13 protein-coding genes are annotated in these 13,407 nt (G+C 36.0%); 6 read left to right on the forward strand and 7 right to left on the reverse strand.

Features of this window, described 5'->3' with window-relative positions; translation table 11 throughout:
• Positions 1 to 70 precede the first annotated feature (70 nt).
• Positions 71 to 1,069 carry a transaldolase gene (locus EW15_RS02890; protein WP_038651701.1) on the forward strand — a complete coding sequence of 333 codons (999 nt, stop codon included), beginning with the start codon at positions 71 to 73 and terminating at the stop codon, positions 1,067 to 1,069.
• Between the two features lie 3 nt (positions 1,070 to 1,072).
• Here EW15_RS02890 and EW15_RS02895 read toward each other — a convergent pair whose 3' ends face one another.
• The 5 genes from EW15_RS02895 to EW15_RS02915 all read right to left on the reverse strand — a co-directional run bounded on the left by EW15_RS02895 (position 1,073) and on the right by EW15_RS02915 (position 5,545).
• Complete coding sequence (locus EW15_RS02895; protein WP_038651704.1) at positions 1,073 to 2,203, reverse strand: NAD(P)/FAD-dependent oxidoreductase; 1,131 nt, start codon at positions 2,201 to 2,203, stop codon at positions 1,073 to 1,075.
• Positions 2,200 to 2,748 carry a ribosome recycling factor gene (gene frr, locus EW15_RS02900; RefSeq protein ID WP_038651707.1) on the reverse strand — a complete coding sequence of 183 codons (549 nt, stop codon included), beginning with the start codon at positions 2,746 to 2,748 and terminating at the stop codon, positions 2,200 to 2,202. Before frr ends, EW15_RS02895 begins: the two co-directional genes overlap by 4 nt.
• A gap of 52 nt (positions 2,749 to 2,800) precedes the next feature.
• The gene (pyrH, locus tag EW15_RS02905; RefSeq protein ID WP_038651711.1) at positions 2,801 to 3,514 is read right to left on the reverse strand and encodes a UMP kinase; all 714 of its coding nucleotides are present in this window, start codon (positions 3,512 to 3,514) and stop codon (positions 2,801 to 2,803) included.
• Positions 3,515 to 3,610: 96 nt separating this feature from the next.
• Positions 3,611 to 4,303, reverse strand: coding sequence for a cob(I)yrinic acid a,c-diamide adenosyltransferase (cobO, locus tag EW15_RS02910; RefSeq protein WP_038651714.1), 693 nt, complete (start codon positions 4,301 to 4,303; stop codon positions 3,611 to 3,613).
• Between the two features lie 81 nt (positions 4,304 to 4,384).
• The gene (locus tag EW15_RS02915) at positions 4,385 to 5,545 is read right to left on the reverse strand and encodes a site-specific integrase (protein WP_038651717.1); all 1,161 of its coding nucleotides are present in this window, start codon (positions 5,543 to 5,545) and stop codon (positions 4,385 to 4,387) included.
• Positions 5,546 to 5,616: 71 nt separating this feature from the next.
• Between EW15_RS02915 and hemH the strand changes: the two genes are divergently transcribed.
• The 3 genes from hemH (at position 5,617) to EW15_RS02930 (ending at position 9,063) form a co-directional block, all read left to right on the forward strand.
• Complete coding sequence (gene hemH, locus EW15_RS02920) at positions 5,617 to 6,792, forward strand: ferrochelatase (protein WP_038651720.1); 1,176 nt, start codon at positions 5,617 to 5,619, stop codon at positions 6,790 to 6,792.
• A 145-nt stretch (positions 6,793 to 6,937) separates the two neighbouring features.
• Entirely contained in the window at positions 6,938 to 8,701 is a 1,764-nt protein-coding gene (gene ilvB / locus EW15_RS02925; protein WP_038651723.1) for a biosynthetic-type acetolactate synthase large subunit, read from the forward strand.
• A 14-nt stretch (positions 8,702 to 8,715) separates the two neighbouring features.
• Positions 8,716 to 9,063, forward strand: a complete 348-nt coding sequence (locus tag EW15_RS02930) for a hypothetical protein (RefSeq protein WP_038651726.1) — start codon at positions 8,716 to 8,718, stop codon at positions 9,061 to 9,063.
• 299 nt (positions 9,064 to 9,362) lie between these two features.
• Here the strand turns inward: EW15_RS02930 and EW15_RS02935 are convergent, their stop codons facing one another.
• Both EW15_RS02935 and EW15_RS02940 read right to left on the reverse strand, forming a co-directional pair.
• A complete protein-coding gene (locus EW15_RS02935) occupies positions 9,363 to 10,250 on the reverse strand; it encodes a Tab2/Atab2 family RNA-binding protein (RefSeq protein WP_038651729.1) in 888 nt (295 codons plus the stop codon).
• A 23-nt stretch (positions 10,251 to 10,273) separates the two neighbouring features.
• A complete protein-coding gene (locus EW15_RS02940) occupies positions 10,274 to 11,569 on the reverse strand; it encodes a S1 RNA-binding domain-containing protein (RefSeq protein ID WP_038655090.1) in 1,296 nt (431 codons plus the stop codon).
• A 102-nt stretch (positions 11,570 to 11,671) separates the two neighbouring features.
• Between EW15_RS02940 and EW15_RS02945 the strand changes: the two genes are divergently transcribed.
• Both EW15_RS02945 and EW15_RS02950 read left to right on the forward strand, forming a co-directional pair.
• Positions 11,672 to 12,469: a creatininase family protein gene (locus EW15_RS02945; RefSeq protein WP_038651732.1), complete on the forward strand. Its 798-nt coding sequence runs from the start codon at positions 11,672 to 11,674 to the stop codon at positions 12,467 to 12,469.
• Between the two features lie 74 nt (positions 12,470 to 12,543).
• Positions 12,544 to 13,269, forward strand: a complete 726-nt coding sequence (locus EW15_RS02950) for an aldehyde oxygenase (deformylating) (RefSeq protein ID WP_038651735.1) — start codon at positions 12,544 to 12,546, stop codon at positions 13,267 to 13,269.
• The last annotated feature ends 138 nt before the right edge of the window (positions 13,270 to 13,407 follow it).

Below are 13,407 nucleotides of genomic sequence, written 5' to 3' on the forward strand. Positions count from 1 at the left end.
AGTACTGATTAAGGGGTGAAATCTATAAAAAATTTAGCTAGCCTATGACATATGAAAGAAGTTTTATCTTATGGAATCCCTTCTTAATCAGCTATCTTCAATGACTGTGGTGGTGGCTGATACTGGTGATCTTGAAGCGATCAAGAAATTTCATCCCAGAGACGCTACAACAAATCCTTCTTTAATTCTGGCGGCTGCACAAATACCTGCTTATCAAAACTTGATTGATCAAGCACTTACTACCTCAAGAGAAATGTTAGGGGCTAGTGCCTCTAAGACTGACGTAGTCAAGGAAGCTTTGGATGAACTTTGTGTTGTCTTCGGTAAAGAGATTTTAAAATTAATTCCTGGCCGTGTTTCAACCGAGGTTGATGCAAGGCTAAGTTTTGATACTGATGCGACTATTGCAAAAGCAAGAAAATTAATTGCTAAATATAATCAAGATGGAATTTCTAACGATCGTGTTTTAATCAAAATTGCTTCTACTTGGGAGGGAATAAAAGCTGCCGAGGTATTAGAAAAAGAGAATATTCATTGCAACCTAACTTTGTTGTTCAATTTTTATCAAGCAGTTGCTTGTGCTGAGGCAGGTGTAACGCTTATTTCACCCTTTGTTGGAAGAATTTTAGATTGGTATAAATCTGCTACAGGAAGGGATTCTTATCCAGCGAGTGAGGATCCAGGGGTCGTTTCTGTTACTAAAATATTTAATTATTTCAAGTCAAATGGTTATCAGACAGAGGTCATGGGAGCAAGTTTCAGAAATATAGAGGAAATAATCGAGCTTGCAGGATGTGATTTGTTAACGATTTCGCCCAAATTACTTCAGCAACTTAATGAGACTTATTTGGACTTGCCAATCAAGTTGAATGCACAAAATCCTTTACTCATTGAAGAGAAAATACATCTAGATCAGACATCTTTTGAACTAATGATGGCTGGAGATAAAATGGCTACGGAAAAACTTGATGATGGAATTAGCGGTTTTAGTAAAGCAATTGATAAATTAGAAAATCAATTGAACGAAAGACTTGAGTTGATTGAAGGAGGAGTTGCCCTAACTCTTTAAGCTTTAATTTTGGAAGAGTAATCTTTTGATTACTCTTTTAGCAATATCTTCATAACCCATCTCACCTGAGAGGATTTGTGCAATTCTTTTTGGAGCTGTAGGTCTTTTTACACCTAATTGGTATCCTACTTTGGGAAAACGATAAAAAACTTGAGAAATTCTTTTACCCCAAGCCATCGAATTCCCCCAATTTCTTTGTATTGTTTTTGTATATGCGTCTAAACAATTCACTTCTCCATCTAGCCAATAAATAAGGCTTTTTGCAGCTTCAAATCCACTCATCAAAGCGGGCCTTAATCCTTCAGCTAAAAAAGGATCACATAATGAGGCAGCATCGCCAACCAGAAGAATTCCTTCCCCGTTTAATTTACTGTGGCCATTCCATATCCTTAATTTTTTTTCATGACCAATTACTTCAGAAGGATCAAAATCTAAATCAGGAAGAAATGATTTAAGTATTTCATTGACTCGAAGTGAATTCTTATTATCCAGAAAACTTCCCATCCCAATATTTACTTCATTGTTTAATGGAAAGGCCCATGCAAATCCATTCTTTACTAGGCCAAATTCAAATCTAGCAGTTTCATGACCTAGATTTCCTCTCCTTTTAATTCTCCCTGAGAAAGTTGAGGCAAATTTTTGTTGATTTGGACCTAAATTAAAAGTTTGAGGCCATGGCGATTGAGAACCATCAGCAATAACAATTGCTCTTGCCTCTATTTGTCTCCCGTCAAGAGCGGTGATATGCCAGACATTAGATTTTTTTTTTACATCGACTACATTAAAAGTAGTCAATAAATTACAACCAGAATTTAGTGCTTGATCTAATAAGAATGAATCAAGTTTTTCACGTTTAACCATCCAAAAAGGAGAAGACCCAGAGAGCTCAGCGACTACTTTGTCAGTATTGCACCAACTAAACTCTACATTTGTTATTACTTCATCAACTATTGGTAAAAGTTTAAAAGGAAACCAATTTTGCACTGCAGCAGACATTCCACCCCCGCAAATTTTCTCTGGAGAAGAAATATTTTTTTCAAGAATACATACTTTTTTACTTTTACTAGCCAGATGAAATGCTGTAGTAGTACCTGATGCTCCCCCTCCAATAATGGCAACATCTATGAGGGTCAAACTTTTAAAATCTCAGCTTCTTTTTCTGAAAGTTTTTTTTCAATATCTTTAATAAAATTATCCGTCTCTTTCTGAATTGTTTCTTGTTCATCTCTACTTTGATCTTCGGAAAGATCACCATCCTTTTCAGATTTTTTGACTCTATCTATTGCCTCACGTCGTATATTTCTTAAGGCAACTTTCCCTTCCTCTGCATATTTGGATGCGAGTTTGCAAAATTCTTTTCTACGCTCTTCAGTCAATGGAGGAACATTTATACGTATTATTTTGCCATCATTATTTGGAGTAAAACCTAGATCACTTGTTGCAATTGCTTTTTCGATTGAAGCTAATGATCCTAAGTCGAAGGGTTGAATTGCTATCGTTTGAGAGTCAGGAGTAGTGATGGTTGCGAGAGATTTTAGTGGAGTTTCAGCTCCGTAGTATTCGACTGAAATTCTGTCTAATAAAGACGTATTTGCCCTTCCCGTCCTGATGGTATTGAAATTCCTCTGAGCTGCCTCTACAGATTTGCTCATTGTGTTTTTTAGCTCTTGGTTTGACATTCAGATTAAGTTTTTGGGAATTGATTTTTAAAAGCTTCAAAAAAGTTCAGTTTTAACTTGAATTAGAAATTCTTGATCCAATTGGTTCGCCAGAAATAGCTTTAGCAATATTCCCCGGTTGGAAAATATTAAACACAACTATTGGGATTTTATTATCTTTGCAAAGAGCAATAGCAGTGCTATCCATTACTCCTATTTCGTTAGCTAATACATCTTGAAAGGTGAGGTTGTCATATCTGACAGCATCAGTGAATTTTTTTGGATCTCGATCGTAAACCCCATCAACTTTCGTGGCTTTGAAAACAACTTCGGCGTTAATTTCAGCGGCCCTAAGTGCAGCAGTGGTATCAGTTGTAAAAAATGGATTACCGCATCCACCTCCAAAAACTACTACTCTTCCTTTTTCAAGATGTCTTATTGCTCTTCTTCTTATATACGGTTCTGCAATCTGCTGCATGTCAATAGCAGATTGAACTCTTGTTGGTACTCCAGCTCTTTCTAATCCATCTTGAAGTGTAATCGCATTCATTACTGTTGCAAGCATCCCAACATAGTCAGCCGTGGCTCTATCCATTCCTGCAGCTGATCCTTTTAGACCTCTAAAAATATTTCCACCGCCAACAACAATTGCTATTTGCGTGCCATTTTCAACCACTTTTGAAACATCCTTGGCAATTGATTGAACAATTTCAGGATCAATCCCATAAGGTTTATCTCCCATAAGAGCTTCACCACTGAGTTTTATGAGTGCTCTAGAGTATGTCATTAAAAATTCATAACAATTTGACAGTAGCAAGTCTTGGGAGAACGTCTTGACATCTGTATTGGATCCCTTGCGATGGAAGTATTTTAAGACTATAGATTAATATTCAATTCCTTCTTGTGCTTTTATTCCTTGCTCTCTAAAGGGGTGGTGGATTAATTTCATTTCTGTCACAAGATCAGCTGAATCGATTAATTTTTCTGAGGCTCCTCTTCCAGTCAAGACTATATGTGTAAGTTCTGGACGCAAATTTATGCCATTTATAATTTCATCTTCTTTAATATATCCAAGTTTGATTGCAACAATGATCTCGTCTAAAATTATGAGTTTATAATTTGGGTCTTTAATATATGAGACCGCCTTTCTCCAGCTTGACTTAACTAAATTTATATCTCTATTTCTATCTTGTGTTTCCCATGTGAACCCTTCCCCGCATGCATGAAACTTTAACTTATCCCCAAATATTTTCAAAGCTAATGATTCACCTGGTTCCCATCCACCTTTGATAAATTGAACTATTGCAACTTTGTAGTTATGACCAATAGTTCTTAATCCCATCCCAAGAGCTGCTGTAGTTTTACCTTTACCTTGACCGGTATTAACTATTATTAGACCTTTTTCTTTTTTTCTTTCTTTTAATCTTTGTGTTTGAACTTCTTTCCTCTTTTGCATTCGTTCTTTATATTTTTCTTCGGTGATGTTTGGTATTAAATTACCACCCATTCCTATTTTTTCTGCACTCTTGTCTAGCTTATTAAGTCTTGAATCCTCTTTATTAATTTTATTTTTCATTTCCCAAGCTTAGATTAAATAAGTTAATAAAAGAATAATTTCTAAAAAAGATATAGCAATAAATATTAATTATTCTTCTTGTTAATATTTAACTCTAGATAGAGCACTATCGACTGCAATTTGTTGATCTCTTCTTGTTATCCAATGATGGTAGGTTTTTGTATGTATTGACACTGAGTGTCCCATCATTTTTGCAGCTACAGTATTTGGTAGGCCTATTAAGATGGTCCGAACTGCCCATGCATGCCTTAAATCATAGGGGGTAAAAGATAGTTTATATCTTCTGAATTGCTCAGATACTCTTCTTCCTATGTGTTGAAGAGTTGTCTCTTTTAGATCTGTTTTAATTTCTGGGAGCAAACTTGAAGTATCAGTTATGTTTTCTAGCTCAAATAAACCAACCCATTCAGGGTGAAATGGCCAAACTTGATGCTCTCCTGTTTTCGTATTTGGGAAAACCCGGAGTATTTTATCCCCACCTTTTTTTAAACAAGATAAGTCACTAAAAAAGACTTCATGATTTCTAAGCCCATAAGCTGCCATTAACCCAAAAACAAATCTCCATTTTGGATTTGGTATTAATTGAAAGCTATCAATAATTTCTTCATCACTAGGTAACTCTCTGAAATTTGATTCGTGTATGCCATAACCACTTTGAAGTTGTTTCCAGTCCTTTGGGAGTTCTACTTTAAGGTGTCTAGCTAAAGCACTTAAAGCAATTCCACATTGTTGTCTGCTCCTTGAATTTTCTTTGTAACTTAAAAGGATTTTCACTAAGAGCTCCTCGTTTAATTCAAGAGTAGATTTATGACTTACTCCAATTAATCTGTTCAAATATGGTTTGTAAGCAGACTGCCAAGTGCTGATCATTCCGGCTGATGATTTGCTCCTAGATGTATCAGAAAAAAATTGTCTTTTAAAGCTTTCTATTTCATTGCTTATTACTGTTTTATTAGTCTTTCTTGCTGAGAAAGCTTTCTCTTTAATCCAATTAGACCAACAAAATTGATTTTTTTTAAGTTGATAATCTACCAATTCTATAGCTTTTCTAGCCTCTTCTAGACCGTTAACGTCGAATGGAAGTTTCAGACTTATTCTTTGAACTTTAGAAAGATCATGAGATTTCTTATCTGGCAAAGAACCTCGAATGTTTAAAACTTTACCCCTTTTCTCAATTCTTAGATTGATTCCCTTTGATTCAAGGTCTTGGTTGATATCTAGTAACTTTTGATTCTCGTCCATGATCCTGTAAATTTAGCTAGCTTTACTTCGATAAGGGTTTGTATACCCTTTTATAAGGAGTTTTTTCTAAAATGGCTCGGGTTGGTGTCCTCTTATTAAATCTCGGAGGTCCTGAGAGGATTAAGGACGTAGGCCCATTTTTGTATAATTTATTTTCTGATCCAGAGATAATACGTTTACCAGTTCGTGCTTTTCAAAAACCTCTTGCTTGGCTCATAAGCTTATTAAGAAGTAGTAAATCACAAGAGGCTTATAGATCAATTGGAGGTGGATCACCTTTACGTCGTATTACCGAGCAGCAGGCAAGAGAACTCCAAAGTTACCTTAGGAATATAGGAATAGACGCAACAACATATGTTGCGATGAGGTATTGGCATCCATTTACTGAGTCAGCGGTGGCGGATATGAAGGCTGACGGTGTTAGGGAGGTTGTTGTTTTACCTCTTTATCCCCATTTTTCTATAAGCACAAGTGGATCCAGCTTTAGAGAATTGAAAAGGTTAAAAGATAGTGACGACGAGTTTGCAGAATTATCAATTCGTTGTATTCGAAGCTGGTTTGATCATCCAGCCTATGTTTCTTCAATGGCTGAATTAATAAAGAAGCAAATATTAGATTGTGATTTACCCCAAGAGTCCCACGTTTTTTTTACTGCACATGGTGTCCCAAAAAGTTATGTAGAAGAAGCCGGTGATCCTTATCAAGATCAAATACAGAACTGTTCACTTTTGGTTATTGACCAGCTTGAAAATTCTCTTGGATTCACCAATTCATTCTCACTTGCTTATCAAAGCAGAGTAGGGCCAGAAGAGTGGCTAAAACCATATACCGAAGAAGTATTAGAAAAACTAGGTAAATCAGGTGTTAAGGAACTTGTCGTGGTCCCAATAAGTTTTGTGAGTGAGCATATTGAAACTCTCCAAGAGATTGATATTGAGTACAAAGAAATTGCTCAGAAAAACGGAATTGTTAATTTTAAAAGAGTTCCAGCTCTTGATATCTATCCTTTGTTTATTGAAGGTTTGGCCGATTTAGTTTCTTCTTGCTTAAACGGCGAGGGGATTAGTTTGGAGGAAGCATCAAAATTGCCAGAAAGAGTAAAACTTTATCCTCAAGAGAAATGGCAATGGGGTTGGAATAACAGCTCTGAAGTTTGGAATGGAAGAGTTGCGATGATTGTTTTTCTTTGTTTTTTGTTGGAATTAATAATTGGGAGTGGACCTTTACACCAAATAGGTTTGCTTTAAAGAATTAAAATAACTATTTGTGCTAATTAGTTTAATAATAAGCTTGCTGTTAAAACTTAGAGAATTTAATTAAATCTTTGCTTAATTTACTTTAATTGAAATTATGCATACTAAGATTTATTGTTAGTTCAGATTTTCTTCTGCCGTGACCCTGACTTCTACACCTACTCAAATAGGAGATTCAGGAACACAAACTCATCATGAGATTTCAGGAGCTGATGCCTTGATGGATTCTCTTCGTAGGCATGGAGTAGATACTATTTTTGGTTATCCAGGCGGAGCAATCCTCCCAATATATGATGCCGTTTTCAAAGCAGAGCAAGAGGGATGGTTAAAACATATTCTTGTTCGACATGAGCAAGGTGGGACTCATGCAGCAGATGGTTTTGCTAGAGCGACGGGAAAAGTAGGTGTTTGTTTTGGTACATCAGGGCCTGGAGCTACGAATCTAGTAACAGGAATAGCCACCGCTCAGATGGATTCTGTACCTCTAGTAGTCATAACAGGACAAGTTCCGAGACCTGCTATCGGTACGGATGCTTTTCAAGAAACAGATATTTTTGGGATAACACTTCCAATTGTTAAACATTCATGGGTCGTAAGAGATCCATCTGAAATTGCAAAAGTTGTAGCGCAAGCTTTTCTTATTGCATCCTCGGGTAGACCAGGACCTGTTTTGATTGACATACCAAAAGATGTTGGACAAGAGATGTTTAAATATCTTCCTGTTGAGCCAGGTTCAATAAAGCCACAAGGCTTTGAACTTCCATTCGCGCCAGAACATAAAGCCATAAGTTCAGCCTTAGATTTAATTGAAAATGCTGAGAAACCACTCCTTTACGTTGGCGGGGGTGTTATTTCTTCGGGGGCACATGAAACTCTTGCAGCGATTGCTAAAAGATATCAAATACCTGTAACAACAACTTTGATGGGGAAAGGCGCTTTTGATGAACGTGATCCCTTATCAGTTGGGATGCTTGGTATGCATGGAACAGCTTATGCAAACTTTGCAGTGACTGAATGTGATTTGTTGATTGCTATTGGAGCAAGATTTGATGACAGAGTTACAGGTAAATTAGATACTTTTGCTCCAAAAGCAAAAGTAATTCATTTTGAGATTGATCCTGCTGAAATAAATAAAAATAGAGTAGTTGAAGTCTCCGTACTAGGTGATGTTGGCATTAGCCTTGTTAAATTATTAGATCTCAGTAACCAGAGGAAAACAAATCCAAGAACCTCTAAATGGATTAATAAAATTGAAAACTGGAAAAATAATTTTCCTTTGATAACTCCTCCTAAAGAAGGAGAAATTTATCCACAGGAAGTTTTAATTGCGTTGAGAGATTTGGCGCAAGATGCATATATTACAACTGATGTTGGACAACATCAGATGTGGGCAGCTCAATATTTGTTAAATGGACCTAGACAATGGATTAGCAGTGCTGGACTTGGAACAATGGGTTTTGGAATGCCCGCTGCAATGGGAGTCAAAGTTGCTTTGCCCAAAGAGAAAGTAATTTGTATTGCCGGTGATGCAAGTATCCTGATGAATATTCAGGAGCTTGGAACTATCGCTCAATACAAGTTGAATTTAAAAGTTATTATCATCAACAATCATTGGCAAGGAATGGTTAGGCAATGGCAAGAAAGTTTTTATGATGAAAGATATTCGGCATCTAACATGTCTGTTGGAGAACCTGACTTTATTTCGCTATCTAACGCTTTTGGGATTGAGGGCATAGTAATTTCAGAAAGAGAAAAACTAATCCCTGAACTCCAGAAAGCATTGGCGAATGAAGGACCAGTTCTTGTTAACGTAAATGTAAGAAAAGGTGAAAATTGTTATCCTATGGTGCCACCTGGGAAAAGTAATGCTCAAATGGTTGGCATATCTGAGATTAAGAAATAACTTAAAAACTTTTTATGAATAAATTTCTTAAGAAGTTTTTAATATTATTAATTTCTCTTTTTTGGCTTCATTCAGGAGTTGATGCCGCTGAAATTTTGCAAGTGACCAGTTCGTCTGTTTTGCTCATCGGAGATCATAATCGTACCTATACTGTGAAATTAGCATGTACAGAAATCACTCCTGATTTAGAAGAAGAATCTATTAAGTGGCTCAAAAAACAACTACCGAGACATACAAAAGTAAATTTAAAACCTAAAGGATCAGTCGATGGTGTTTTGGTAGCCAAAGTTATTCCTTTTGATAGTTCTATTGACATAACTGAGAAATATATAAATGAAGGATTAGCTATAAATAAATGCTAGATTAATTATTAAATTCTATTTATCGATGACTATTTATATATACAAAACCATTGTCATTGATTAGTTCTAACTCTTTCTATAAGAATTAAATAGTTTTGTATTTGAGCATGTACAAGTTCTATTTAGATTGATTTGATATTTATCTGTTTTTATAGAAGGTCCTATAGTAATAATTAAATTGTTTTCTTTTAATAGATCAGAATGAGATATTAAATATACTAAAAAGTAATAACCTCATTTTTTATGGATATCTGTTTAAACCTGTAGATCTATTTTAATTCTATTTCTAGATGAAATTGTTAATTCTCTTCAATATCCTTTAGCATCCAAAAACCATCTAGAGAATTTTCTTCAGGACTTTTTTGAACTGAAATAAATTGAAGTCCATCTGCATCTAATTTTGTATTTAGAAAATTATTTTCAATAACTTTTTTAGCTTCTTCTTCGACATCCGTTACTAACCATCTATCAGCTTGTCCTGCCTCTAAAATTATTTGAGTCCCTTCTATTAAAAGCTTTGCTGGTTCAAGTCCCCCGAGCCAAGCTGCAAGTGCTAAGGACCTTTTTGGGCTAAAAAGCCTAATACCTGGAATAGATATATTTTCATTAATTGAATCTTTTATGGGAATTAAATTAGAAAACTTTATTTCCCATTCATCAGCCTCTCTAAGTGTATTTAGAGATAGGGAAGCAAAGCTCCATGATTCACCTCTTACTTCCTCTGGTAATGGGATGGCTTGGTTTGTAATTGGGTTTGAAGGAGGAGCAAGATTGACGCCGATATATCCTTTTTGCTGAGGATAGAAACTCCTTTCTCTTTCAATAATCCATTCCAATAATGAATATGTTCTTCTGCTAGAAATAAGTTCAATTCCTATTTGATCTGCTGCACGTTTTATCATTGTTTTCATAGAGGATCGCCAACATCGAATAACTGAAGGTTTATCCCAACCTTGTAAATAAGCTTCATCAATGGCTTCGACCAATGCATCTTTTAACCAAATTGAATTAACACTTGATGCTGGACATATCTTTTCCCATTTAAATGTTTTCTTGTCTTTGAAATTATTTGTAGATGTAATTAATAATTCCCATCTTTTTTTTCCATTTTCATCAATTATTGGGCGGGAATAAAAGTCTATTTCCCAGTCTGCTCTTTTTAAATCAGATTTTTTTGAAGCGATCACAATTTTTTTTCTTCAATATAAAGTTATGAGGATAAGTTGATTTCTTCCTTTTCCTTTTGAGGATCAACTTTTTCTTTGTTCAAGCTGTTTCGCGCTTTAATAGCTCGCTCATTCGCTTCTTCCATAACTTTTGTTTTATCAGTAATAAGTTCTCCTGGAGGTCCCTCTAAAAGAGCTGTATTTAATCCAATTCGTCCTCTAGAAGGATCTAAATCAGTTATCAAAGCTTTGATGGATTCGCCTGGTTGAAAAACTTCTCTAAGGCTTCTCATGCTTCCATTAGTTACCATTGAATGATGCAACAATCCACTTACCCCCTTCAAATCAACAAAAAAACCATAAGGTTTTATTGTTAAGATTTCACCCTCGATTAGTTGTCCGATTTCTAATTCTGAAAATCTTGAAGCAATTGCAGCTTTCTTTTCGGAGAGAACAAGTTTTCTTCTCTCTGGATTTACCTCTAAAAAAGCAGTATTAATTGTCTTTGAAACAAGAGATTGATGATTTTCGCCATCTTCGAGTTGAGATCTAGGAATAAAACCTCTTAAACCTTCGAAGTCGCAAGTAACACCCCCACGGTTAAAACCATTTATTTTAACTCGAATAACTTTTCCTTCTTTTGCAAGATTTTGAACTTTGTCCCAGCTTTTTCTTAGTTCTAACGCCCTACAACTGATTGTTACCATCCCATCTGCATTTTGTTCTCTAGTAACAAGAACTTCGACTTTTAACCCTTTTGGGAAACGCTCTTTTAAATTTGTTATCACACCTAGACCACATTCATTTTTCGGCATGAATCCAGGAGCTTTACCTCCTATATCAACGTAAATACCATCACTTTCAACTGCAATAACTGAACCTGTTGCGATTTCTCCAGTTGTCCCGATTGGTTGATTCTCTTCTAAGGCTGCTAAGAATTCGTCTTCATCAAAATCAAATTCATCAACCGTTCTACTTTTTTGTTCAAAAATATTTTGATCATCGAAAGCTTCAATATTATTATTATAGTTAGTTTTATTTTCAGATCTAAGAAGATCTTCCATTGTCGCTGGCTGAGAATTATAGCTAGAGTTTTCCTCGATTGATTTTTGCTGTTCAGGTGCTTTCTTTAATTTAGAGATTTCTTTTTGAGCTAGAACCTTTTCATCAAATCTTCTATCTTTAGGTCGCTCGGAGAATTCTTTCTCAGATAGTCCTTGATTGATTATTTCTTCTTCAGGCTTTCGACTGATATGCATAACCTGCAATGGCTTGCGAGGTGCATTTGTTGCCGGCCTTGGGGGAGTTGCTTTTTTAGGCTGAGGATCTGACCCGGCCATAATACCCTTAGTAGTAAGTGAAACATTCTTACAGTCAAGGGTAAGTTGTTTTTTAATTATTAGGAGATTTCTATCATTTTTCAAACTCGCCGATTTGAGCATTTGACATGGCCTGAGGCCTCTAAAGCCGCTTCAGAGAATGGATCTACATTGGTTTGGCCTTTTGGTGCATGTGAACAACATGGACCACATTTACCTTTGATTACTGATACTTTTTTTGCTGAAAATATTTTAATCAAGACTCTTAATAGTTTGCCAGAAAATATGCCGATATGGATGATCCCATCTCAATCGATTGGTTTTTCTCCTGAACATCAAGCTTTCCCAGGAACTTTGTCCCTATCAGCTGATGTTTTGCTTTCAATGGTTACTGATGTTGGCCAACAAATAGCCTCTATGGGGTTCAATAGATTAGTTTTTTTTAACGCTCATGGTGGGCAAATTGGTCTACTCCAAGCGGTTTCAAGGCAGTTGAGAATTCAATGTCCTTCTCTAGCTGTATTGCCTTGTTTCCTTTGGAGTGGTGTCCCAGGATTAGATCAACTTTTACCTGAAAAAGAGGTTGAGGAGGGCCTTCATGCGGCATTAGCGGAAACAAGTCTTATGTTGCACATGGCTGGAGATTTGGTACGAAATGATTCTTACTTAGAAATAAATAATGTAGATAAACAAATTGTTACTACCCCAAAAGGGTGGAGCCTTGAAGGAGCATCACCGTGCGCATGGTTGACAGAAGATTTGAGCTCATCTGGAGTTATTGGCGATGCAAGTTCTTCGAATGCTGAATTGGGTGCCGCTTTAGAAAATGCACTAGTAGATCATTGGAAGTCCCTATTTACAAGTCTTTTGGAGAGTGATTGGCCGCCAGTTATGTCAGAAAGGCCTGTTTCTAGCAGTTAAGATGTGGTAACTGAACTACCGTTTTGGTTTAAATTCTGTAAGATCACTCAGATTGACAAATTTCTAATAGATCTATGCAAGCTTTTGCATCCAACAACTTAACCGTAGAAAAAGAAGAGCTAAGTTCTGACTCTCTTCCAGATTTCACCTCAGAATCTTACAAAGATGCCTATAGCAGAATCAATGCAGTTGTAATTGAAGGTGAGCAAGAAGCTTATTCCAATTTTCTTGATCTGGCTAAGTTGATTCCTGAACATGCTGATGAGCTTGTGAAGCTTGGAAAGATGGAGAAAAAGCATATGAATGGCTTTTGTGCTTGCGGGAGAAATCTTGCTGTAAAGCCTGATATGCCTTTTGCAAAGACCTTTTTCTCAAAACTCCATAATAATTTTTTAGAGGCTTTCAAAGCAGGAGATACAACTACCTGTCTTCTGATTCAGTGCATCCTTATTGAATCTTTTGCAATATCCGCATATCACGTTTACATACGTGTTGCTGATCCATTCGCTAAAAGGATCACAGAGGGTGTTGTGCAAGATGAATACTTGCATTTGAACTATGGTCAAGAATGGCTTAAGGCCAATCTAGAGACAGTCAAGAAAGATCTTATGAGGGCTAATAAGGAAAACTTGCCTCTTATAAAATCTATGCTTGATGAAGTTTCAAATGATGCTGAAGTACTTCACATGGATAAGGAAGAGTTGATGGAAGAATTTATGATTGCTTATCAAGATTCTCTTCTGGAAATAGGTCTTGATAATAGAGAAATTGCAAGAATGGCTCTTGCAGCAGTGATTTAGGTTATTTAAAATTTATATTTATAGATCTTCATTGATTCCTCAGGAGCTTAAGTTCTTGAGGAATTCTTTTTTTTGAGACCTTCGTGGTCTAAGGTTCAAAATGGATAAATATTTACTTTCAATTTTGATCTTGCTCGG

Source organism: Prochlorococcus sp. MIT 0801, from assembly GCF_000757865.1.
GTDB lineage: Bacteria > Cyanobacteriota > Cyanobacteriia > PCC-6307 > Cyanobiaceae > Prochlorococcus_B.

Coding starts and splice junctions, on each gene's coding strand:
- EW15_RS02890 (WP_038651701.1), top strand. CDS start 71: ATGGAATCCCTTCTTAATCAGCTATCTTCAATGACTGTGGTGGTGGCT.
- frr (WP_038651707.1), bottom strand. CDS start 2,748: ATGTCAAACCAAGAGCTAAAAAACACAATGAGCAAATCTGTAGAGGCA.
- pyrH (WP_038651711.1), bottom strand. CDS start 3,514: ATGACATACTCTAGAGCACTCATAAAACTCAGTGGTGAAGCTCTTATG.
- cobO (WP_038651714.1), bottom strand. CDS start 4,303: ATGAAAAATAAAATTAATAAAGAGGATTCAAGACTTAATAAGCTAGAC.
- EW15_RS02915 (WP_038651717.1), bottom strand. CDS start 5,545: ATGGACGAGAATCAAAAGTTACTAGATATCAACCAAGACCTTGAATCA.
- hemH (WP_038651720.1), top strand. CDS start 5,617: ATGGCTCGGGTTGGTGTCCTCTTATTAAATCTCGGAGGTCCTGAGAGG.
- EW15_RS02930 (WP_038651726.1), top strand. CDS start 8,716: ATGAATAAATTTCTTAAGAAGTTTTTAATATTATTAATTTCTCTTTTT.
- EW15_RS02940 (WP_038655090.1), bottom strand. CDS start 11,569: ATGGCCGGGTCAGATCCTCAGCCTAAAAAAGCAACTCCCCCAAGGCCG.
- EW15_RS02950 (WP_038651735.1), top strand. CDS start 12,544: ATGCAAGCTTTTGCATCCAACAACTTAACCGTAGAAAAAGAAGAGCTA.